Here is a 23,938-nt window from a genome sequence, read left to right as displayed (position 1 = left end):
ATTATTCTTAACACTATTAAATTATTTATATAACTCTTATTTCTACAAATTCTTTAAAAGCACTAAGTTCAACTATAAGATTTAGAATATTGATATATGGTGGAATTAAGACATAGTATATGCAGTATTCTGTGTTTTTATTACACTCTTCCTTATATTTACATTCCACATTTAAAATTTCTATATCCTTATCTGCTAAAACTTTATATAATGCTGACATTGCAGCTTCTCTATCTATATATTTTACTTCTATTTTGATCTTTATAGTTTTATCAATGCACTTTTTTCTATTTTTTCAAAACTTACCAATACTAAAAATACAACTATAGATGATACTATGCTTAAGAAATAATATCCCATGCCTATAGCTAATCCAATGCAAGCTACAATCCAAATAGAAGCAGCAGTTGTGAGTCCTTTTACTGATCCTTTCTCATGTATTATTGTTCCAGCACCTAAAAATCCTACACCAGTAATAACTTGTGCCCCTAATCTAGCTAAATCTACTTTTAGAACCTCTTTTAAGGCTATATTGCTATTTATAATATTTATAGCATCCTGGGAGATTAATATTTGTATCATAGAAATTATAACAGCACCAATGCATACTAAAGAATGAGTTCTAAGCCCTGCAGGTCTATGTTTATACTCTCTTTCATATCCAATGATTCCACCTACAAACATGGCTACTAATAATCTTAATATTATTTCGTACTTTTCCATTAAAACACATCCCCATAATTAATAAAAAATATATAAACATAACAATTCCAAAAAATAATGTATACATTAAATTATTATTCTTTTACTTCTCTAATTAAGGCTATTCAATAAGAATGTACAGTTAAAGTCATTTCTTCTTTATACAATTAAGAATTAAACATTGATATGGAGAAAGCTTTTAATTGATTTCTTTTTTGAATTTATGCAATAACTTATATATAAGCTAGCAATATAATTACTAGTGAAAAAATCAATTAGTGAAATTAGTTTGATTTAAACTAATTTGAACTATAACTGTAAATTTTATATTATGAATTAAAATGCCTAAGAAACAATTATATTAATGTACACTTTAAATTTATAAGCAGTATATCTATAATATTTATATTTTATTATATTGGTGACTAAAAATTTTTCAGATTAAATAAAATAGCTATTTAAAATAAAAATAATATTTTACATCATGTAAAAGTATATATATTATGATACAAAATAGGTAAACCTATTGGTTAATCGATTTCTCAAATATTTTATATTATTTTAAATAAAAAAGCCGCCAATTAAGTAAAAATTTAGAACTCAATTAACGGTTAATATTTATTTTGACTTTTGCTTTAGGTTAAAAGTAGTATTAAGCATCTTGGTAGAACATACTTTTATACATTCACCACAACAAATACATTCTGGACTATTAGGATTTTCATAAAATTATATTCAAATTTACGTAAATATAATACAAAAAAAGAAGGATATGCAATAAACATATCCTTCTCCATGTTAACTTTATTCAAAAGAAAAATTGTAATTATTTAATCCCAATTCTTTTTTTAGTGCTAAAATATCCTGCTGTAATGCTTTATTTACAGGTACACCTTTATCTTTTCTATAAAGCCAAGCCTCATACTCTTTTTCTCCAGCAGTATAAATTCTTTCCATTCCAGGAGCTTTTTTAGAGTTTCTAAGAGATCTTAATATTTCTCCTGTTGTAGATTTGAAACTATCTAGCTCTGTAAAAGCTTCTACATTTATTGCCATAAAGAAATGTCCTAATCTATAGGGAACTTTCTTACCATCTTCAAAACCATTTAATGCTTTTAGAAAAGCTCCTCCTTGAAGTGCTGCAGATAGTATTTCAACTACTGTAGCATAACCATACCCCTTATATCCTCCAGTTTCTTCTCCAATACCTCCTAATGGGGTAAGAGCTGCCTTTCCGATTGTTAAATCTTTTAAAATTTGATGAGTATCTACACGACTATTTCCCTCTTCATCTATTACCCATCCTTCAGGTAGTTCTTTGTTTTCTCTATCATAAACTTCGATTTTTCCTCTTTGACTAGTAGATGTTGCACAGTCTAATACAAAAGGAAACTGCTCATCTGTAGGAATTCCAAAAGTTAGAGGATTAGTACCTAACATATTTTCCACTCCAAAAGTTGGAGCAATAGATGGTCTAGCATTAGTTCCTGTAACACCTATCATGCCTTGCTCTGTAGCCATTGTTGCATAATAACCAGCTATTCCATAATGAGAAGAGTTTCTAACAGCTACCATTCCCATACCGTAGACCTTAGCTTTTTCTATTGCTATTTCCATTGCTTTTTTTCCTATAACATGCCCAAGTCCATTATTACCATCTATTACTGCGGTAGTTGGTGTTTCTTTAACAATATCAATTTTAGTATTCACTTCTAAAATTCCATCTTTTATTCGATCATAATAAATTGGTTTTAATCTACCTATACCATGAGAATCAATTCCTCTTTTGTCTGATGTAATAAGTACTTCAGCACAAATTTTTGCATGTTCTTCTGGCACACCTACTGCCTTAAAAACGTCTATCATAAAATTTTCTAAATAATTAAAATCTATCCAATACACTTGTTCATTTTCCATATTTTTTCACCTTCTTAAATAAATCATTTTGCAATAGATTTGTGGGAAATAGTATTTTTTTTAGGTTTAGATAAAGCCAAAATAGCCCCTAAAACCATAGAAAGAATTGCTGCTGTTAATACTCTATATTGTGGTGGCAATAAAAAAGTAATAGTATGAGCAGGAATCCAAAAAACTGGAATGGTCTTTAAAACAACAAAATTTAAATATCCATACCAATCTATATTATTAACTACCTCTTTTAATTTTACTTTTTTTATTTTATTTAGTCTACCCCCACCTAGTTCAATATAAGTATCAGTAATTCTATGGAATGCCATAAAAGTTGGTGCAAAAACTATATTCATAAATGCACTTGTAAAAAATGCAAACAAAAATTTATAAGTAGTTGATTCTTTTTTAGCAGAAGGAAGTAAACCTGAATCCATAACTCCTACTACTCCTTTAGCAAAAATATCGAAAACAACAGTAAATGTCATTCCTATAAATCCCCATACAATAAATTTATATATTATTCCTATAGGTTTCTCATAATTTCCTTTTACTATTCTAAGTGCTAAAATTTCACCTAAGGTAGCTAATATAGATACCTTTAAGAATCCTATAACATAAGGATGAGACTTTGCTAAAATAGTTAAACTATTGGTACCTTCACCATTTAGTAATTGAAATAATAAAAATATTACTAGTCCAACTGTAATCCCCCAAATAATATCTCCTTTTTTCATAATTATTCCCCCTATTATTTATTTCAACTCTAATTTTAACAAAAAATATTACCATTTACTATATTATATTCCATTTCTAAAACAGAATAATTAAAAATTTACTCTATTGATTTCTTATTTAAAAATTTTATAATAAAACAAGCTAGGAATAGTCCTAGCTATATGTTTTTCTTAAAATTCTTCACAGAATGTTTTTTGGCATTTCTATTTTGATTATGGTTTTCTTCTGTTATAGGTATTTGATAATTGCATTTTTCCATTCTAGCTATTTTATTATCTGGCTGACTATCTTTTGGCATATTATTTCATCTCCTTTTACCACTTTCCATCATAGTTTATTGGATTTGCTTTATTATGCTTGCTTTTTGCTTTTCCTTGAATTTCTGGCACTGGATGAAAATCATTTTTAGGGAACTTTTGTTTATGATTACTTTCTGTTCCATGTGGTTCTTCAACATTAGGTCTTCTCATTCCTTTTTTAGCCATAAATAAACTCCTCCTTATTAACTTTCTAATAATAGTTTGTTTATTTACTTTTCTAATATACTAGAAATATAAGGTTTAATTACTTGTGAACTACTACCACTTACTTCGTTGAAGTAGTAGCTTCGTGGTCAATACTCCCAACGGAGCAAGTTTACCTACGCTCAAAAGGTCGAACCAACCTCCATATAATACCAAAATTACATTACTAATTTCAGTAGATTTTTACTAACATTTATATCTCTATCATGGCATATACCACAATTCGGACAAGTCCATTCTCTAAGCGCTAGATTTTTTACTTTTGAATTTTTATACCTACACTCTGAACATAATTGACTACTAGCATAATTACTAGGTGCTATTATAAGTTCTCTTCCATACCACGCAGTTTTGTATTCTAGCATCCTTCTAAATTCTGACCAACTAGCTTCACTTATAACTTTTGCTAGTTTATGATTTTGATGCATGTTCTTAACTTTTAAGTCCTCAATAACTATAGATTGGTTTTCTCTAATAAGTTTTATTGATAACTTATGTAAGAAATCTGTCCTTTGATTTGCTATCCTTTCATGTAATTTAGCTACTTTTAATCTTGTTTTATTTCTATTGTTACTACCTTTTTGCTTTATTAATAAATCTTTTTGTAACTTAATTAATCTTCTTTCTGACTTTCTAAGATACTTTGGATTAGACTCTTTATATCCATCTGAGCATATTACAAATTCTTTGAGTCCCATATCTACACCTATTTTTTTATCAATTTTAGGCAATTTAATATTTTCTGTATCAACTAATATAGAAACATAGTATTTGCTGCTAGGTGTTTTAGATATAGTACAACTCTTAATTAATCCATCGAATTGCCTATGCTGTTTTATCTTTATCATAGTTTTTAATTTTGGTATTTTTATTTTATTATTTTCAATGTATACAGTGCCTTTTTGATTATTAGTTGTATAACTATGATAATTATTTTTCTTACTTTTTAATTTAGGAAATTCTACTGACTTATCTCTAAAAAAGTTCTTATAAGCTTTCTCTAAATTTAATTGTTCATTAGAGAGTGCTAAACTATCTACTTCTTTTAACCAAGGAAATTCAGCTTTATATTGTGCTGGTGTAGGATATTTAATTTTTTTAATATCTAAATCTTTGTTTTCTTCGTAAGATTTAATCCTATCCGCTAACATTTTATTATAGATAAATCTACTACAGCTAAAGGTTTCAGTTAAATATAATTTTTGTTCTTCATTAGGATATATTCTATATTTATAAGCTTTTAGCACAATATCTCACCTCACTTTGTGCCTTGATTTTGTATATATTTCTTTATTACTTGTATTGGAGAACCACTGTCTTAAGTAAACAGTAACTACTTGACCAAAAATATTCTTTCCATAATTGTTTTCTTATTTCTGAAAATTTCTTTTTTATCAATCCACTACTAGCACTCTTATAAGCATTTATGAATTTTGATAACTCACTATTAAGATGTGCTTTAAATAATACATGAACATGATTTCTATCATGTTCCCATTCTACAGTTGTTATATTATAATTTTGCTTATATTATCAAATATATCTTTCAGTCTTATACTTACATCATCGATAACTTCTCTTCTATAGTATGTTACCAATACTAGATGGTAATATACTGAGAATACTTAATAATTGTTACTATCTAAATCCATTAGTATCACTGCTTTCTGTAATTTAATATAATATAAGCAAGTTGTTTTTATGCATTCATCCTCACCTTACTTCATTGAAGGTGAGGACTTCTGCTAGGTTATGTTAAATATTAAGTATAAAAATAAAACACACAAAGAATAGTATTATTTCTTCATGTGTTTATAAAAAATAAATTTAATTTGCGTTATATTATAAAATTTAAGGTTAAATCTCTAGAAAATTAATCAAATTTAAAATTCTTTAAAGCATCTTTAAAGACGTCACCAAGTGTAACATCACTATTATCATTGTATTTTTCGTAATCTTCTTTCGGGCCTTCTATAGTTTCCTTAATACTTAAAGAAATTCTATTTTTATCTACATTTAAAATTTTAACTTTAACAACTTCACCTAGGGATAATTTGTCTTGTGGTTTTGTTATATTTTCCTCAGAAATTTCTGAAAGGTGGACTAATCCTTCTACACCATCAGCTATTTCAACAAAGGCACCAAAATTCATAAATTTTACTACCTTACCTTCAACAATATCACCAGTGCTAAATTTATTTTCGATATTATTCCATGGATCATAATCCATATCTTTTAAAGCTAGAGATATCCTATTTTTAGCTCTATCAAAATCTAATATATAAACTTCAACTTCATCTCCTATTGACACTACATCACTAGGATTCATAATTCTTTTCCAAGATAAATCATTTAAATGAATTAATCCATCTAATCCACCTAGATCAACAAAGGCGCCAAAATTAACAAGTCTTGATACTACACCTTTTCTTTTCTCTCCCTTTTTCAATGAATTCCATAAATCATTAATTTTCTTTTCTTTTTCTTCCTCTAAGACTACCCTTCTTGATAATACGATTTTATTATCTTCTTTATTAAACTCTATAACCTTAACTTTAAATTTTTCATTAATGAATTTAGATAAATCTTTTACATACTCATTAGAAACTTGTGAAGCAGGAATAAATGCTCTTATACCATTAACATCAGCAATTATTCCACCTTTAACAGCTCCTATTGTAGTTGCACTAATTACATTATTATTCTTATATGCTTCTTCTATTTTATCTAATGATTTTATTGCATCTGCTTTTTTCTTTGATAAAAGCACATGACCTTCACTCTCATTAATTCCTAAAACATATACTTCTATTTCTTCTCCTTCATTAATAAATTCTTTTAAATTTTCATCTTCACTACATATCTCATTTTTATATATTATTCCATCGTACATAAAATTTATATTTACTAATACATCATTGTCTTTTACGGATAAAACTTTACCTTTTAATATATCACCTTTATAAATTTTATTTAGAGATTTATCTATTTCATTAATAAACTCTTTCATTGAATTTTCCATCACACTCTCCCCTTTCTTGCTTATATACAAAGTATATACACTAAATGTAGCATTTTCAATATGAATAAAGAAACCCCATAAAAATAAATAACTTTAAGCTAATAATATTTTTAAGCTTTTAAAAAATATAGCATATAGTTGTTATTTAATTATGTTAATAGAGGTATTGATTTTTTATTCTGGATAAAGTCCATTTTTGCAAATAATAAAAGGAAGGATTTCTCCTTCCTTAAGTATTAGCCACAACTAGAGCAAGTTGAGCATCCGCCACCTTCTGGTTTCTTTTCAGGCTCAATAGAAAATCCGCTCATGCCATTTTCTTCTCCAGATAATATTGTTAATGCTCCAAACTGAGTTGTAACATCTTTATCAACTAAAAATGTTATTTCATTTATTACTTCTGTATTGTCTTCAGGTTTTTGCTCATCTAAAACAAGATTGAATGATGGCCCACAACAGCTCATTCCTGCAAAATGTATTCTAATAACATTAGCTGTAACTTCATTGTCTAATAAAAACTGCTTAAATTCTTTAGCAGCATTTTCGCTCATTTTAACGATGCTCATAGTTTATACCTCTCTTTTAATTTATTATCACTAATTAACAAAAGTCAAAATTTATTGAGAACAATTATTAATTAAGTAATTACATAATAATATAAAAATAAATATAATGCAATAATAATTTATTTTTATGTTTTCCTTTATATATTATATTATTCGTAGATTAATTTCCATATCCTTCTACTATATCAAACAAAGCTCTTTTTGATATCTCATTCAATTCAAATTTATTAATATCATTCTTTAACATTGCAATGGTTCCATGCCCTTTACAATAACTATTTAATTTACAAGCTAAAGTAGAGTTCATGAACTCCTTGAAACTAGAATATTTAGTAGCTAGTTCCTTCATCAAAATGGATGCTTTCTGGAGATAGTATTTTTGATGATAGTTTTCTGCTAAATAAAATTTACTTAGTGGTACTATCTCTGTATTAAAGGTTATATTTAAGGCTTCTTCAAAATCTCTTTTAGAATTTTCTGCTATAATTCTCTCTTCATCTGTTCTATAAAATATAATAGACCTATATTGAGCTATACCAGTTTTATTTTCCGGTGTATGGTTATCCCAAAAGCTATTTATTATTTCTTCATATGTAATCTTATCACCATCATAATCGAACTCAAAGGTTTCTGCATGATCACCAATATTATTATAAGTGGGATTCACTGTACTTCCTCCACAATATCCTACCCTTGTTCTAATAACTCCATCAACTATACCAAACTTGGCATCTGGAGTCCAAAATCATCCCATAGCTAATGTTGCTGTTTTTAAATTTTTTGGTATTTTCAAATCAAATGTTATCATTGTTAATCATACCTCACTCTCAAAATTGGTTTTAAAATAATATTAAAATATAAAAAAACTTTTGTAAATTAGAATATAAAAACCTCCAAATATATGGAGGCTTTTCAAACTAATAATATTATTGTATACCAATACTTTTAAAAAATTCTTTATTATTTATAACATTACTATCTTGAGGTCTAAATTTTGCTGCTAATTCATTATGCTCAAAGGATTCCTGTATTTTATTTATCTTATAATAGCAAACACATAATTGAAGATGAGGACGCCATGTCCAATAATCTATACTTATAAATCCTAAAAAATTTTCAGGAATTTTTAACTTAGTAGCAGTTTCATACCAATATATTGCCTCATCATACCTTTCTTCTTTTTGAAAGAAATAACCTAATCTATAGCAGCTTTCTGCCCTAGGACTACTATATTCAAAGGCTCTTAAACAACTCTCTCTAGCCTTTTTATAGTTTCCTATTCCATCATAACAATCAGCAATCTTATATAATGCATCTATTTTATCTTCAACCCATCCATCCATAAGCATAAATTCTTCAAGTTTGTAAATTGCTTCATGGTACATTCCATTATAAAAAAGCTCTTTTCCATAATAATAGGTATCTCTAGCATTAAATACGTACCCTTCTTTTAATTTATTCTGATATATTTCTAAATTTCTCTTTCCGCTGCCTTTTAATTTTCTATGAACTACTTTTATATCACTATCTATAGTTTTTCCAAATACTTCAAGATATTCATGTATAAATCCTATCCACAGAAAATTTTTTTCTCTTTTTACTAACCTATTTCTCTTAAAAGTTAAAATAGGGTTTCCGAATTCATCAAAATGAGTTTGATAATCCATAGTAACAGAATCTACAGAACCATCTAAAGTCCCCTTAAGATACTTAAGTTTTTCTTTATCTTCATCAAGAAAAATATCATCTGCATCTAACCATAATATATATTCCTTTGTAGCTTTACTAAAAGAATAGTTTCTAGCAGCTCCAAAATCATCTATCCATTTAAAATTATATATATTACTTGTATACTTTTTAGCAAGTTCAATAGTTTTATCTTCAGAACCAGTATCAACAATTATTATTTCATCCACAACATCTTTTATGGAATCTAAACATCTTTCTATAACATCTTCTTCATCCCTGACAATCATACATAAACTAATAGTAATCATATTTACCTCCACAGTGGTATTAATTCTAAATTTACAACATACTAAATCTGCAAATTTAGTAGAAAATAAGTGTATACCTCTATAATGACTTGATTTTTTTGTCAATATATGCGGTAATATACTTTTATATAATATGAAGGTAAATTGTCTTTAGTTACATATTAGTAAATATATATGTTGATATTTTAATTAAGCTAAATTTTTATTATTCATAAATTCTTCAATAGGTATTATCTCATCAGCAAACATTCTATGAGTATGATTAATATAAGAAAGTTTTATAATATCTTTATCTATAATTTTTCCATTGTTCATATAATCGCCAAAATCATATAATAATAGTGCAATCATATTGTTATTCAAGCATATGTCATATAAATAATTTGAAAAATCTTTAAATAATAATTTACTATTTGAATTTATTATGCCTTTTACATCAATTATAAATCTTACATCAGAAAATCCTCTTTCAATTTTATTATCCCTATATCGTGCTAAAAACTCTTTTATTACCTTAAAGTCACTACTCAATACTATATTTTCTATAGTTCCATTACATATCATCAATTTTTCTGTATCATCTAAAAATTTATATAAGAGATTATAGAGTCTATCTTCGATATTTAAATAAACATATACATTATCCTTAATGCAACCCTTTATGTATTTATATATATTTATAACCATATGATCATCTCCATAATAATAAAAGGCTATATTTTTACCTAGTTTATTTATACTACTTCATTATATCTCTCCCTTAAATATTGTAATATTTTTACAATAAAGATATTCTACCATTTGATGGAATTACCTTCTTTTTCCATATTTTTCTTTTTTTAAAATATGACAAAATAATTTCTTATATTAATACTTTATGTAAGTAAAAGTTAATATATATCTACATATGTAATTTTATTTATTTTTTCTTAAAATATGTCTAATCTTAATTTTTTATAACTATTCTATAAATAACTGTGTTATACTATAATTTATGTGAATAAAATTATTTATGAAAGTTAAAATACATAATAGTGAAGATATTTTATATATTGACCAGTTTTTTTCATTAAGATAAAATGAAAAAATAAGAATAAAATATTATAAAATTCATCACTAAGGAGGAAATAACATGTGTGGATTTGTAACATTTTTTAGTAATACGCCAATGAATGTTGAAACTAAGGATGCGTTAACTCCAATGACAGCATCTATTATTCATAGAGGACCAAATCAAGATGGACAATATGTTGATGATCATGTTTATTTAGGTTTTAGAAGGTTAAGCATTCTTGATTTAGCAAATGGAAGACAACCTTATAGTCATGAAAATGGCCAATACGAATTAGTGTTCAATGGTGAAATATATAATTATTTAGAATTAAGAGAAGACTTGATAAAAGAAGGATATGAATTTAATACTAACTCAGAAATTGAAGTTATAGCAACCCTTTATAAACATTATGGTGAAAGCTTTGTTAGTAAATTAAGAGGTATGTTTTCATTTATAATTTGGGATAAAACTAAAAATGTATTTTTTGGTGCAAGAGATCAGTTTGGAATAAAGCCTTTCTATTATATAGAAAATGATAATGGATTATATGTTGCCTCTGAACTTAAAAGCTTCTATTCAAATAAAGATACTACCTATAAAAAGATTGATGAAGAATCTCTTCACAACTATTTAACTTTTCAATTCGTACCTGAACCAAATACTATGTTAGAGGATGTTAAAATTTTAAAGCCAGGTCATACAATAAGAAAAGAACTAGGAAAAAAACATGAAATAAACCAATATTATTCAATGCAATTCAATCCAACTCCAATGCCAAAAGATGAAAGAATGAAAGAAATAAGAGATGTATTAGAAAGATCTGTTGAGCTTCATATGCAATCTGAAGTACCTGTAGCAACCTTTTTATCTGGTGGTATAGATTCTACTGTAGTAACTGCTCTTGCTAAAAAATTCAAGCCTGATATTAAAACTTTTACTATAGGTTTTGATAGAGAAGGATATACTGAAATTGATTTAGCTAAAGAGACTGCTGATAAACTAGGAGTTGAAAATATAAGTAAGATTATTACAGCAGAAGAGTTTGCTAATGAAATACCTAAAATTATATGGCATATGGACTCTCCAGTAGCAGATCCTGCTGCAATTCCTCTTTACTTTATAGCAAAGGAAGCTAGTAAGCATGTAACTGTTATATTATCTGGTGAAGGTTCTGATGAGGTTTTTGGTGGATATACTATATATCATGAGCCACTATCATTAAAAATGTTTGACTATATTCCTAATGGTGCTAAAAAGCTATTAAAATCTATGTCTTCTAAAATGTCAGAAGGCACAAGAGGAAAGAGTTTTTTAGAAAGAGGATGTACTCCAATTTCAGAACGTTATGTTGGAAATGCTAAAATATTTGTGGATTCTGAAAAGCCAAATATATTAAGAAACTATAATAGCAAATATACCTATCCAAGAGCAATGAAAGATATTTATGAAAGAGCTAAAAACTATGATGAAGTAACACAAATGCAGTATGTTGACTTTAATACTTGGCTTACTGGAGATATATTAGTTAAAGCTGATAGAATGACAATGGCTCACTCTTTAGAGTTAAGAGTACCATTCTTAGATAAAGAAGTATTTAAGGTTGCTTCAAAATTAACTTTAGATGAAAAAATTAATGGCCATGTAACTAAATATATGTTAAGAGAAGCTTATAAATCAGAGCTTCCTATGCTTAGTGCTATAGATAGAAAAAAATTAGGTTATCCAGTACCTATTCGTCTATGGCTAAAAGATGAGCTTTATGATTGGGCTGTTAATATAGTAAAACAAAGTAATACTGATGAATTTATAAATAAAAAAGCAGTTCTAGACCTTATTGAAGAACACAGAAGAGGACCATTTGACAGAAGTAGAAAAATATGGACTATTCTTATTTTCTTAATATGGCATAGAGTTTTCATTGAAAATACTGCTTCTTATGATTTTCACAAAGAAATAGCTTTAGATAAAGTAACTAAATAAAAAGAGTCGTGACTTTAAAGTCACGACTTTTTTCTATTAATAATGCAGCATATTAAGAGAAACAATATAATAATAAAAGTTATAAAACTTATTAAATAATTATTGTATATTTCTAAAGCTTTATTTATGAAGTATGCAGGTCTTTCCTATAGACATACAGTTACCACAATATAAACATTTAGGTTTAGCTCTATCCCCTAATTCCCATCTATTTATAAGATCAGGTTCACAAATTAACGGTCTAGACATTGAAAAGCATTCTATTTTACTATTATTAAGTATCTCTTCCATAGTATTTAAATTATTATTTTTACAAACTAACATTACTTTACACTTTACATTATCTGCTATAATTTTTCCGTAATCTCTAAAAACAGAATCTGTATAACTTATTTTATTACTATTATAATTGCCACTACCACTTATTTCTATCCCATCAATTCCTCTTTTATCTAACTCATAACAGACATATTTACATTCTTCAAATGTAGCACCTTCATCATCAAAATCACTACAATTTATTTTTATAGTAACTATAAATTCATTTCCAACTATTTTTCTTATTTCATCATATACTTCTAATATTATTCTTCCTCGGTTTTCAACATTTCCACCATATTTATCAGTTCTTCTATTATAATAAGGACTTAAAAATTGAGATAATAGATATCCATGAGCTCCATGTATTTGAACTCCATCAAGACCAGACTTTTTAACTCTTAATGCAGCTTCACTAAAAGCTTTTTTCAATAGCTCTATATCCTCTATAGTCATTTCTTTAGGAGTAACTTTAGTGAGTTTATGTTCTATAGCTGAAGGTCCTAATATTTCTCTGTTTTCCACTTCAAACATACTTTGAGAACCACCATATACTATTTGCTGAATATATTTACAATCATATTTGTGAACTATTTCCCCAAGTATTTTGTAATCTTCAATAAAGGAATCATCATAAATTCCTAGCATTTTAGGAGAAGGTTGTTCATCTTTCGTAACATAAGCATAACTTCCAATAATAAGACCTACTCCTCCTTTAGCTAAATTCTCGTAGATATTGTAAATTTCATCATTTAAATGACCATCATCCTTTGCTCTTCTTTCATAAGTAGCAGAACGAACAAATCTGTTTTTTAAAGATAATTTTCCTATGGTGACATTGTCAAATAAACTTTTCATTTAAATCCCCCTACTATAGATTTATATAATTGAGAATTGACTATTAACAATGGAGAAGTTACTTCAATTCTCAATTCACAGTGCAAAATTCACAATTATGGATATTTCTCAGCAGAAGCTGAGAAATTTAGATTTTATCTTTTTTCAAGTTACAAAGTGACTTTTTTAGGAAACTAGCAATTACATTACTAGTGAAAAAATTCATTAAAGAAATTATTTTGATTAAAAATAATTTCCACCATAATTGTCAATTCTCCATTTTCAATTCTCAATTGTATAATATTATACCATTTTCATTTAGCCAATTTATTAAGTACTCAATAAATCTCATATCTTTATAATCATAATATTCTTCAATAATATCATGATTAATTAATTCTATATTAAATTTATGTTCACTTTCTCCAATTAAGGATAACAATTTAATTTTAAGCATTTCATCATTGATACTTGAAGCAAAATCTATCATCACTTCGTTGACAAATTCACTTTCAATTAATGGTATATATATGTACTTATCTTTATTATTATTTATTTCTCTTGCTTCTTCCAATAAAATTATTTGCCATTCTTCTAGCTTATGTAATTCTGTATTCTTCTCAATAGACTCCATAATATCTTTAGGAATATAACTTATATCACCATTTTCTATATTTATAAAACTTTGCCCTGTTCCTCTTGTATCAAAAGAACTTAATTCTAATAATAATTCCATATCAATACTTAATTTTTTCATTATTACCTCTTTTTTCAGTATAAAACCAATATTAACAATTTATTGAAATTTTAATTTCAATTCATATTATATCATATAAAAATATAGATTAAAAATATAACATAAGAAAAATAATTGAAGTTTAAAAAATAAAATATCTAATCAAATAAAACCAATATAATACTAACCATTTATTTTCTAAGAATGCTTAAAGGAATACATATAAATATATAGAATAATACATAATAAAATTAAGGGGGACTGCATTATGAATGAAGTTATTAAAACCATCAATGAACGTGTATCATTAAGAAAATACGAAGATAAAAAAATATCAAAGGATCACTTAGATATTATATTAAATTCTTCTATGAGAGCACCAACTGCTGGAAATATGATGCTATATTCTATTTTAACTATCGAAAGTGAAGATACTAAGAAGAAGCTTAGTATAAGTTGTGATAATCAACCGTTTATTGCTAAAGCTCCATTAATTCTTATTTTTTTAGCTGATTTTCACAGGACCTACAGGTATTTTCATATTAGTAAAGTTAAAGATTATTGTATTAAAAACAATAAAAAATATAGACTTCCTTCCGAAGGAGATCTATTTTTAGCAATTAACGATGCAATTATTGCAGCCCAAAATGCTGTTATATCTGCAGAATCTTTAGAAATTGGTTCTTGCTATATTGGTGATATTATGGAAAATTATGAGTTTCATAAAGAACTATTAAATCTTCCAGATTATACTTTTCCAATATGTATGTTGACCTTAGGATACTATCCTCAAGATACGAAAAAAATATATCGTGAAAGATTTGATAAAAAATACACAGTATATAGTGAAAAATACACTGATTTAAGTGATGACGACATTAAAGAGTGCTACAAAGAATGGGATAAAAACTTTATGCCAAACAATCCTTACAATGGAGAAAATACAGGACAAATACTCTATGCTCGTAAGACTGGTGGGGATTTTTCTCTTGAAATGACCCGCTCTGTTCGTGAAGCATTAAAAAAATGGAATGGAGAAATTTAATATTATATATTGATTTTTTTTTATCAAGTGATAAAATACTATTGTCGGTATTCTTCGGAAACTGAACTAGTCTAATAATTTTTTTAATTAGACCCGAATTATATCCTTTTATGGAATAAGAATGGGAGGAATTTAACATGGAAACAAATTTAAATCCAACAACAAGAAAAAAATCAAAATTAACTGTGAGACAATTAGCTATTGTTGGTATGCTATCAGGAATTTCTATTTTTTTAGGAGTTTCTAAATTAGGTTTTATACCGTTACCTACAATGAAAGCTACAATTATGCACGTACCTGTAATTATTGGTGCCATTATTGAAGGACCAATCGTTGGAGCGTTAATTGGCTTAATTTTTGGTATTTTTAGTATGGTTGATGCTTTTTCAAACCCAACAATAACATCTTTTTTATTCTATAATCCAATTATTGCAGTATTACCTAGAATTTTAATAGGTATTGGTAGCTATTACATTTATCATTTATTCAATGTAAAGAAAAATTCTTTAAGGCTTTCAGTAACTGCAATTTGTGGTTCACTTATTAATACTTGTGGAGTACTTGGTTTTGCTTACTTATTTTATGCTGAGAAATTATCTCAAGCATTAAATTTAGGAAGTACAAAGGCAGCAGGAATATTTTGTGCAACAACTGCCATAACTAATGGTATTCCTGAAGCAATACTTTCAGCAGTAATAGTAACACCTATTGTTGTATCGGTAAGAAAATTTAAAAAATAAATACGTTACTCCTAGTCAAGTTTCTTGCTTTACTAGGAGTTTTTAATATTTATAAAAGGCGGAATGTGTTATGAAAGAAATAAAATTTGTAGATATAGATAAACTTAAAGTTGGTCATTCGCAAAACTTTGAAGCTTCTACTGGATGCACCGTAGTAATATGTGAAGAAGGTGCCACTGGAGGGGTTGCTGTTAGAGGTGGTGCTCCTGGCACTAGAGAAACTGATTTATTAAACCCAACGGAAATGATTGAAAAAATCAATGCAGTGGTTTTAGCTGGAGGCAGTGCCTTTGGTTTAGATGCTTCTTCTGGTGTAATGGAATATTTAGAAGAAAAATCTCTTGGTCTTGACGTAGGAGTAACAAAAGTCCCTATTGTCTGTAGTGCTGTATTATTTGATTTAGTCATTGGTAGTAGTAAAATTAGGCCTGATAAAACTATGGGGTATGAGGCTTGTCTACATTCAGAAACCAATAATGATGATTTACAAGGAAACATCGGTGCTGGCACTGGTGCAACTATAGGAAAGATATTAGGACCAGAATTTTCTATGAAAGGTGGTCTTGGATCTTACGCTATTCAAGTTGGTGATTTAAAAGTTGGTGCTATAGTAGCTGTTAATGCGCTTGGAGACATAATTAGTCCTAATTCTGGTGAAATTATAGCCGGTGCCTTAAACTCTAGCAAAAATGGATTTATAAATACTGTAGATGTAATGATAGATCAATATCAAAATAAGGTAAATAGATTTAATGGAAATACCACTATAGGATTAATTGGTACTAATGCAATTTTAACAAAGTCAGAAGCAAATAAAATTGCTTCTATGTCACATAACGGTTTTGGAAAGACTATTAGACCTGCTCATACTATGTTTGATGGAGATACAATATTTACTATGGCTACTAATGTAGTGGAAGCTGATATGAATGTAGTAGGAATGCTTGCTACAGAAGTTATGGAAAAGGCAGTAATTAATGCTATCATAAATGCAAAATCCTCCTATGGCATATTAGCTAAATGTGATTTAAATAAAAATTAGAGTCATATACAAAAAAAGAAAAGTTCAAATAACTTTTCTTTTTATAAGATAATTTATCTATTATACTTGTATAACTGTTCATAGAAAACCATGACTGATGTCTTGGTTTTCTATGCTTTTACATCTAAACTATTGCCTAAATTAGGGTCAACAGCTTCTATCATTTTAATCATTCCATCCATATTTACATTAGATGTTGTCATTACTTTTTTCATTAATGCTAAGCTCACTGCATTTTGAATTTTTCCTTGATTTAAAGAAATACTCATTGCTGCTATATCCATAATATTACCTCCATTCATCTTTATACTTCAATTATCGTATAAAGTTTATAATATTATAGAGTCTATTCAATTTAAAATTAAAATAATTCTATGAAGATATATTATTAAATATAGATTACTGACTTTCAACTATTCTTAGAAAACCTTAAATTAAAGCTATTCAGTAGCTTTTTCCAACTTAATATTTTCAGTACTATTATTAGCAGTAATCTCAACTATTTCACCTGAATAATTTAAGACTTTAGATGTGTCAATTTTAGGAAATATAGCCATATACTTATTCTGCGATTTTACATAATCTATTACGCCTGTTGAATAGCATCTAAACTCATTTCTATGTTTGATTGTAATACTTTTCTCATGAATGAAAATGTACTTACTCAACAACAAAAATTTAAATACATCCTATGTTAAAGCTTAACAGCATTATTAACACCTTTCTTAATTGTTTGAAATCCTAGATAAGCACCTACAAATTCTTTAACTTTACCAGTTAAAATATCCGTAGATCTTGAACCTCTATTAATGCTTTCCTTAGTTGTACAAGTATTAGCAATTCATCTATCTCTATTTGTGCTATTATTCATGTCATCCATAGCACTTATAGTTAAATTTAGAGCTTATATAACTTGTTGGAGGGGTCTCGTCATTTGGTCAAGCATTCTAAGAGCTATGGATACTGTTCTCATATCATCACCTCACCTTTTAAGACATAACAAAAGCACTTACTATAAGTAAGTGCCCTTAAACTTTATTTATTTTATATACTCTTCTCCATCTAATATAAATGATTTAACACTATTCCCATCAGATGATAAAATTATTTGAAATTCACTTCTCAATTCTGCTCCAAATGAATTTTGCGCATCAACATATGATTGTACTATTATTTCTTCTTTATCTTTCCCAAATTTCCATTTCGATATATTAGGAAATTTTGCAGTAGATGGTGATTTTAAAACAGATTTAACAGCATCTTTGCATTTTACTTGTAAGTTGCTTATTTCGTTATTAGAAAAAGTAAAGTCCGTAATTTTAGAAATTACTTTTCCGTTTTCATATAAAGAATTATCATCCCATTTTATCATATTAATTTTATTATCTTTTGTAATATATAGTACTACATTGTCTATATTTCCTGCTTTTACTCTATATCCTTTTTCACCTTCAATATTAATGTTATCTAAAATTTCATCATGCTCTACTTTATCTATCTTACCTATACCACATTCTTTTAATATATTAACCACATCTGTTGCTTGATCCTTCGATATATTGGTAGCATTTATAATAATTCCTTCTTGTGTTGCCCCTAATCTATCTGCATTTTGAATTGCATAAAATGTGCTAAGTCCTAGAGCAACTATAATGATAATTGGTATTAAACATCCTAGCCTTTTTTTTCCCTTGGTCACACCCATCACCAATTTCCCCCTCGTATGTCTTTTTTTATATATTATACTAAATGATTGCCTTATATGTCTACCTCTTACTTGCCATTCTTGACGCTCTGCTTTCTTTTTCTCCATGAAGGTCTATACTTGCATATATAAAAGCTTTCTCATTTCTAGATATATTTCTAAATGTACTAGGTAGGATTTTAAGTCTATGAAAGGCATAGTGAGCATAGTTTGCTTCACTATCACCCTCCTTTATTAGTTTTTGCTTCTTCCATGAGTTTTGCTATCCCTTTATCATAAGTTTTATATTTTGATTTAACCATGAGCTTACCTTCTTTTATATATTAAAAAAGAGCCCTGTTAAGAGCTCATTTCTTTTTTAACTTTTCATCAATAAACTTATTATACTGATTTAATGCTGCATTTAATATTTTACTCGCTGTTACTACTTCCTGATCAACTAAATTACCCTGTTTTTCATTTATTAAATGCTCTAATTGTATCCTTAATGTCTCTATATCTTTTAATAATTCCTCTAACTCAGACATACTAACACCTCCATAATTAGTATTAACTACGAAAGTGTTTTTAATCATTTTTGTATATATAATTTTACTTTATAGGCTCTAGTGGCATTTAAATCCACTAAGTATTCATCTACAAATGTTTTCTGTTTTGGTGTTAGCTTCACAATGTCATCTCTTTTAAGTATTTAAAAAACACTCATATAGATGAGTGTCCTATTTACAAAATGTAGTAAGTGCTATTTTACCAATGTCATCATTGTCAATGATAGCTAAACAATACTGTTTTATACTGTCTTCTTTATCTTTAGTAAAGAGTGTATTGTTTTTATTCTCATTTACTTCGCTATGCTTTATTATCTTATACATTGCTAATATACAATCATCTGATAATTGTTTCATTTTAAAATCTATAATTTGCCAGGATAACTTGCTACTATCATTTTGCTCTTGCCATACATCACCATTTTTATAATGATATTCAAATCCTGAATTGGTAAACTCAATAAAATCATTTGCTACAATATCATTTATTTTTTATTTTGATTTTCTTACTTCTGATTTTACTAAATCATTTTCCAATTGTAATATGTGTTCTTTAATAGAATCCATTTCATCACCCCTTTTATCTTACATTTCTACAAAACACACAAAATCTTTTCAAATTAAAAACAGCCTCTAGATTATCCTAAGTACTATAAAAAGGTGACTAAACTAAAAAAGCACCTACATAAGTAAGTGCTCTAATTACCTATTTTATTTACTTATTTCATATTCTCTTACTTCAAAAGATACTATCTTGTTATGTGCTATATATTCAGTAACTGATTTATATGGATTAAGTTTTTTATCAAATGAATATAATGCTGAACCTTTGCCATTAGCTCTTTCCTCAAACCAGCTTATAAATTTATTTACTTCTTCCATGCTTACATCATATTCTTTTGTAGCTCCATTTACTAAAGAAATACTTAAAATTGCATTGTTTTTATTTTCTTCTACTAGTTTGCTTACATTTACTTCACAAGTAGCTGTTAAATCAGTATTTTCTACTTTAGCTGTTATTGTCACTTGTCCTTCTTTTATAGCTGTTACATTTCCATTTTCGTCTACTTTTGCTATACTTTCATCACTTGATGACCATATAACTTTTTTATTTGCAGTATCTTCTGGTAATACTGTTGCAGTTAATTTGTCAGTTTGACCAACTTTTAGATCAATTGATGACTTATCTAATGATATAGATTTAGCTTTAATCTCATAAGGTAACAATTCTCCATTTTCATCTATATCTATTGCATCAATTGCCATTCTAATGTTATCTGTTGTATATATCTCAACAAAATGTTCGGTATTTTTTAGTGAAATATTTTCATAAAACAATGTTTGAAATTGATTTGAAATATTATATTGAGATAAATTGCCCATAATCTTTCCATCAATTTTAATAATTATATTTTTACTTCTATTTGGGTGAAGACAGGTTGTCATTCTTATTTTATCTCCAGTAAAATTAAATTTTAATTTTGAATCATTATTTTCAGAGTAATGAAATCCGTTATTCCAACTCCCATTTTCATTGTTATAATACCAATTACCTTCATAAGTAATATCTTTATATGAATCATCATATCTCTTCCATTCTTTTTCAGGAAGATTAAGCTTATCTCCAATCTTAGCACTATTCTCAGGTGTATTATTTAAATTTTCTATACCTATAACCGCATCATCAAATGAAGCAGCTTTTACTATTTTTGCATTATTAAAACTTAATGACATAAATACAAATGCAACCGTTAGTATTAAAATTGATTTTAATTTTTTTTTCATTATTTTATCCCCCTTGTGTAATTTGTACATATGCATTATATACTGTATAAATTTGCATATTCAATGATAAATTTACTACAATTTAGGTCATATTTTTTAAAACTTTATAATTATTGTAAAACATATTTAAAAATATATATTCTGTTTAAATATATTGGCCAAATTAGAAAAGCACCTAGTTTCCTAGATGCTTTTCTAAAATTTACTCTTTTTTAATAACTGTAACCATATTTTTACCGAACTTGTTACAGACTTTCTCAGGCTTCTTTCCATATTTTTTATGAATTTAATCAGTGTATTTCTTACTAATCCATATTATTGGAGCTATCTCATTTATAATTCCTCTCTTGGTAATTCTTCAAAAGCTTTATTGTTAAAACACAGTAGATATTCTTTCTGATTTCTTCTAACTTCTGCACTCTTTTGCTGCATAGACTTAAATCTCTTTTTATGGCTTTCTTCTATCTTTAAGTCATACTCTTTATAGATTTTAGAATAATGATTTTGAATATATATGTACTATTTTATTATTTAACTAGTATACTTACTTTGCACTTTTCCTCGTAAAACAGCGTATTGTGCTACTTATACAAACATTCTTATAAATTCTTTTCTATTAACCTTTAAGATTTCATATGCTCTATCTAGTCCTAAAGATATACATTCATTATAGCTCTTACTTGTTCCATTAGCTTCTTCATGTACTAACTTATAGGCTAATCCTTTAAATTCTGTTTTTATCTTATTCACTTTATATTTTCTTTTCTTAATTTCATAAAATATTTGAATTGTGACGTAAAAACACCGTAAAATTCTAACTGATATGCTCCCCTTAGAGTAGACAGATTTAAAAATAAAAATCTGTCACTGTAAAGGGGAGTACTTTTATGTCCAGAAGAACTAAATATACAGCAGAGGAAAAATACGAAATTTTGATTGAATATTTGGATGGAACTAGTTCAATACAAGAAATCCACACTAAGTATAAGATTAGTGTTTATGCTTTTTATAAGTGGAGATACAACTATGAAATGTATGGAGTAGATGGTCTAAAAGAATCTAGAACCTGTAAAAAATATTCAAGAGAGCTAAAAGAACAAATTGTTCTAGAGTATTTTTCAGGAAAACACTCGCAGGGAGAGCTTGTTAAAAAATATGGGTTAACGGATAAGACAGTGTTGAAGAGATGGATAAACAACTATAATAGTCATAGAGAAGTAACAGCAAAGCCGAAAGGAATGAGAAAAACTATGACAAGTGGAAGACGTACATCTTTAAAAGAAAGAGTTGAAATTGCACAGTACTGCATTGAGCATAATAATAATTATCATCAGACTGCTGAGGCATATCAAGTCTCTTACCATCAAGTATATCAATGGGTAAAAAAATATGAATCTGGAGGAGAAAGTGCGCTCGAGGATACAAGAGGTAAGAAGAAGGCTGAAGTAGAGCTGACTCCTGAAGAAAGAATGAAACTTGAAATGAAAAGACTTGAAGTTGAAAACGAAAGGTTAAGAGCAGAGAACGCATTCTTAAAAAAATTGGAGGAACTAGAAAGGAGGCGATATTAAGCCGTATAAGACAAGAAAACAAGTATATTGCAATTTCAAAGCTTCATGAAAAAGATAAGTTCTCTATATCTTTGTTATGTAAGATAGCAATGATTCCACGTTCCTCGTACTATAAGTGGGCAAAGCGTGAGGAAAGCGTTCAAGAAACAGAAAATAGAATGTTGATCACAGAGATTGTCGAAATCTACTATGAGGTAGATGGTATCTACGGCTATCGCAGAATGACTTTGAATTTGAATCGAAGATTAGGTAGGAAAATTAATCATAAGCGCATCTATCGACTTATGAGACTATTATCTTTAAAGTCTGTAATTAGAAGAAAGAGGAAACGTTACATCAAATCTGCTCCGCAGCAGGTAGCGGAAAATCTCCTAAATCGCGAGTTCACAGCCGATAGGCTGAATCAGAAATGGCTTACTGATGTTACTGAGTTTAAGTATGGTAACTCTCAGAAGGCTTATTTAAGTGCCATTTTGGACATACACGACAAGTCAATTGTTGCATATGTTCTTGGCCATTCTAATAATAATGACCTTGTCTTTAGTAACTTAGATCTAGCCTTATCAACAAATCCAGGTGCAAGACCGATGCTCCATAGCGATCGTGGTTTCCAATATACATCTTATGGCTTTAAGCGCAAGCTGAACGAAGCCCAAATGACACAAAGCATGTCACGAGTGGGCAAATGTATCGACAATGGCCCCATGGAGGCCTTTTGGGGAACTCTTAAATGTGAAAAGTACTATCTGCATAAATATAGTACATATGAGGAATTGGCTAATGCAATTGATGAATATATTAATTTCTATAATACTAAGAGACTACAAAAAAGATTACACGGCCTAAGCCCAATGGAATTTAGGGCTTTAGCCACTTAAGTAATTTTTATTATTTCCACTGTCTATTTGACAGGGGGCAGTTCAAACTTGAATAATACGGTGTTTTAGTAAACCATTCATTTCTTCAGTTATGACTTTAAATAAGAAGATTATGCATCTGGAACTTTTTTATATATATACCAGTTTCCACTCTCATCTTGCTTTAAAATAAAATATATAAATTCATCTTGGCCAGTATATTCTTTGTATTTATAAATATTAAATTGATGCTCACCATCCTC

Annotated in this window: 25 protein-coding genes and 4 pseudogenes; 5 read left to right on the top strand and 24 right to left on the bottom strand. The window is 27.8% G+C overall.

The features are described 5' to 3' along the window. Nucleotides 1-25: 25 nt before the first annotated feature. The 13 genes and pseudogenes from ACY1IQ_RS15935 to ACY1IQ_RS15875 all read right to left on the bottom strand — a co-directional run bounded on the left by ACY1IQ_RS15935 (nt 26) and on the right by ACY1IQ_RS15875 (nt 10,144). Entirely contained in the window at nt 26-220 is a 195-nt protein-coding gene (locus ACY1IQ_RS15935; RefSeq protein WP_461614893.1) for a hypothetical protein, read from the bottom strand. 41 nt (nt 221-261) lie between these two features. Continuing rightward, nucleotides 262-723, bottom strand: coding sequence for an MgtC/SapB family protein (locus ACY1IQ_RS15930; protein WP_461614892.1), 462 nt, complete (start codon nt 721-723; stop codon nt 262-264). A 783-nt stretch (nt 724-1,506) separates the two neighbouring features. After that, on the bottom strand, nt 1,507-2,619 hold the full coding sequence (locus ACY1IQ_RS15925; RefSeq protein WP_461614891.1) for an Ldh family oxidoreductase: 1,113 nt from the start codon (nt 2,617-2,619) through the stop codon (nt 1,507-1,509). A gap of 23 nt (nt 2,620-2,642) precedes the next feature. Continuing rightward, nucleotides 2,643-3,347, bottom strand: a complete 705-nt coding sequence (locus ACY1IQ_RS15920; protein ID WP_461614890.1) for an Mpv17/PMP22 family protein — start codon at nt 3,345-3,347, stop codon at nt 2,643-2,645. Nucleotides 3,348-3,505: 158 nt separating this feature from the next. Continuing rightward, nucleotides 3,506-3,646 carry a hypothetical protein gene (locus tag ACY1IQ_RS15915; protein WP_461614889.1) on the bottom strand — a complete coding sequence of 47 codons (141 nt, stop codon included), beginning with the start codon at nt 3,644-3,646 and terminating at the stop codon, nt 3,506-3,508. 16 nt (nt 3,647-3,662) lie between these two features. Beyond that, complete coding sequence (locus tag ACY1IQ_RS15910; protein ID WP_163247951.1) at nt 3,663-3,833, bottom strand: hypothetical protein; 171 nt, start codon at nt 3,831-3,833, stop codon at nt 3,663-3,665. 197 nt (nt 3,834-4,030) lie between these two features. Continuing rightward, the gene (tnpB, locus tag ACY1IQ_RS15905) at nt 4,031-5,119 is read right to left on the bottom strand and encodes an IS200/IS605 family element RNA-guided endonuclease TnpB (protein ID WP_461614888.1); all 1,089 of its coding nucleotides are present in this window, start codon (nt 5,117-5,119) and stop codon (nt 4,031-4,033) included. 11 nt (nt 5,120-5,130) lie between these two features. After that, nucleotides 5,131-5,470, bottom strand: a pseudogene (gene tnpA, locus ACY1IQ_RS15900) (IS200/IS605 family transposase). Between the two features lie 275 nt (nt 5,471-5,745). Continuing rightward, a complete protein-coding gene (gene rpsA / locus ACY1IQ_RS15895; protein WP_461614887.1) occupies nt 5,746-6,894 on the bottom strand; it encodes a 30S ribosomal protein S1 in 1,149 nt (382 codons plus the stop codon). A gap of 236 nt (nt 6,895-7,130) precedes the next feature. Next, a complete protein-coding gene (locus ACY1IQ_RS15890; protein WP_039633435.1) occupies nt 7,131-7,460 on the bottom strand; it encodes a HesB-like protein in 330 nt (109 codons plus the stop codon). Between the two features lie 160 nt (nt 7,461-7,620). Further along, nucleotides 7,621-8,193, bottom strand: a pseudogene (locus tag ACY1IQ_RS15885) (peptide-methionine (S)-S-oxide reductase MsrA); the annotation flags it as partial. A 193-nt stretch (nt 8,194-8,386) separates the two neighbouring features. Then, nucleotides 8,387-9,457, bottom strand: coding sequence for a glycosyltransferase (locus ACY1IQ_RS15880; RefSeq protein ID WP_461614886.1), 1,071 nt, complete (start codon nt 9,455-9,457; stop codon nt 8,387-8,389). A gap of 189 nt (nt 9,458-9,646) precedes the next feature. Beyond that, a complete protein-coding gene (locus ACY1IQ_RS15875) occupies nt 9,647-10,144 on the bottom strand; it encodes a hypothetical protein (protein WP_461614885.1) in 498 nt (165 codons plus the stop codon). A 445-nt stretch (nt 10,145-10,589) separates the two neighbouring features. Here ACY1IQ_RS15875 and asnB point away from each other — a divergent pair, with 445 nt between their 5' ends. Next, nucleotides 10,590-12,491: an asparagine synthase (glutamine-hydrolyzing) gene (gene asnB, locus ACY1IQ_RS15870; protein ID WP_461614884.1), complete on the top strand. Its 1,902-nt coding sequence runs from the start codon at nt 10,590-10,592 to the stop codon at nt 12,489-12,491. Nucleotides 12,492-12,611: 120 nt separating this feature from the next. On the opposite strand, the gene ACY1IQ_RS15865 is transcribed toward asnB, so the two are convergent. Both ACY1IQ_RS15865 and ACY1IQ_RS15860 read right to left on the bottom strand, forming a co-directional pair. Further along, the gene (locus tag ACY1IQ_RS15865) at nt 12,612-13,667 is read right to left on the bottom strand and encodes an NADH:flavin oxidoreductase (protein WP_461614883.1); all 1,056 of its coding nucleotides are present in this window, start codon (nt 13,665-13,667) and stop codon (nt 12,612-12,614) included. A 268-nt stretch (nt 13,668-13,935) separates the two neighbouring features. Further along, nucleotides 13,936-14,403 (bottom strand): hypothetical protein, encoded by a 468-nt coding sequence (locus ACY1IQ_RS15860; RefSeq protein WP_461614882.1) that lies wholly within the window; start codon nt 14,401-14,403, stop codon nt 13,936-13,938. 247 nt (nt 14,404-14,650) lie between these two features. Between ACY1IQ_RS15860 and ACY1IQ_RS15855 the strand changes: the two genes are divergently transcribed. From ACY1IQ_RS15855 to ACY1IQ_RS15845, 3 genes are all read left to right on the top strand, one after another. Further along, complete coding sequence (locus ACY1IQ_RS15855) at nt 14,651-15,427, top strand: nitroreductase family protein (RefSeq protein ID WP_461614881.1); 777 nt, start codon at nt 14,651-14,653, stop codon at nt 15,425-15,427. A 137-nt stretch (nt 15,428-15,564) separates the two neighbouring features. Further along, a complete protein-coding gene (locus ACY1IQ_RS15850) occupies nt 15,565-16,167 on the top strand; it encodes an ECF transporter S component (protein ID WP_461614880.1) in 603 nt (200 codons plus the stop codon). 70 nt (nt 16,168-16,237) lie between these two features. After that, nucleotides 16,238-17,209, top strand: coding sequence for a P1 family peptidase (locus ACY1IQ_RS15845; protein ID WP_461614879.1), 972 nt, complete (start codon nt 16,238-16,240; stop codon nt 17,207-17,209). Nucleotides 17,210-17,319: 110 nt separating this feature from the next. On the opposite strand, the gene ACY1IQ_RS15840 is transcribed toward ACY1IQ_RS15845, so the two are convergent. The 9 genes and pseudogenes from ACY1IQ_RS15840 to ACY1IQ_RS15800 form a co-directional block, all read right to left on the bottom strand. Next, complete coding sequence (locus tag ACY1IQ_RS15840) at nt 17,320-17,493, bottom strand: YjfB family protein (RefSeq protein ID WP_461614878.1); 174 nt, start codon at nt 17,491-17,493, stop codon at nt 17,320-17,322. Between the two features lie 156 nt (nt 17,494-17,649). Continuing rightward, nucleotides 17,650-17,877, bottom strand: coding sequence for a hypothetical protein (locus ACY1IQ_RS15835; protein ID WP_461614877.1), 228 nt, complete (start codon nt 17,875-17,877; stop codon nt 17,650-17,652). A gap of 44 nt (nt 17,878-17,921) precedes the next feature. Next, nucleotides 17,922-18,182 (bottom strand): annotated as a pseudogene (locus ACY1IQ_RS15830) (hypothetical protein); the annotation flags it as partial. Nucleotides 18,183-18,248: 66 nt separating this feature from the next. Continuing rightward, nucleotides 18,249-18,914, bottom strand: coding sequence for a hypothetical protein (locus ACY1IQ_RS15825; protein ID WP_461614876.1), 666 nt, complete (start codon nt 18,912-18,914; stop codon nt 18,249-18,251). A 347-nt stretch (nt 18,915-19,261) separates the two neighbouring features. Beyond that, on the bottom strand, nt 19,262-19,441 hold the full coding sequence (locus ACY1IQ_RS15820; RefSeq protein WP_461614875.1) for a Spo0E family sporulation regulatory protein-aspartic acid phosphatase: 180 nt from the start codon (nt 19,439-19,441) through the stop codon (nt 19,262-19,264). A gap of 68 nt (nt 19,442-19,509) precedes the next feature. Continuing rightward, nucleotides 19,510-19,584 (bottom strand): annotated as a pseudogene (locus tag ACY1IQ_RS15815) (terminase small subunit); the annotation flags it as partial. A 49-nt stretch (nt 19,585-19,633) separates the two neighbouring features. Beyond that, the gene (locus ACY1IQ_RS15810) at nt 19,634-19,819 is read right to left on the bottom strand and encodes a hypothetical protein (protein WP_461614874.1); all 186 of its coding nucleotides are present in this window, start codon (nt 19,817-19,819) and stop codon (nt 19,634-19,636) included. 354 nt (nt 19,820-20,173) lie between these two features. Then, nucleotides 20,174-21,247 (bottom strand): Ig-like domain-containing protein, encoded by a 1,074-nt coding sequence (locus ACY1IQ_RS15805; protein WP_461614873.1) that lies wholly within the window; start codon nt 21,245-21,247, stop codon nt 20,174-20,176. Between the two features lie 585 nt (nt 21,248-21,832). Next, nucleotides 21,833-21,997: a hypothetical protein gene (locus ACY1IQ_RS15800; protein ID WP_461614872.1), complete on the bottom strand. Its 165-nt coding sequence runs from the start codon at nt 21,995-21,997 to the stop codon at nt 21,833-21,835. 137 nt (nt 21,998-22,134) lie between these two features. Between ACY1IQ_RS15800 and ACY1IQ_RS15795 the strand changes: the two genes are divergently transcribed. Next, a protein-coding gene (locus tag ACY1IQ_RS15795) for an IS3 family transposase (protein ID WP_461614871.1) occupies nt 22,135-23,696 on the top strand; the annotation gives its coding sequence in 2 pieces (ribosomal slippage) (nt 22,135-22,792 and nt 22,792-23,696; 1,563 coding nt in all). Nucleotides 23,697-23,938: the final 242 nt, after the last annotated feature.

It is taken from the genome of Clostridium sp. Marseille-QA1073, assembly GCF_054863625.1.
The sequence above is the reverse complement of the archived record's forward strand: the minus strand, read 5'-3'. Positions and strand labels throughout refer to the sequence as shown.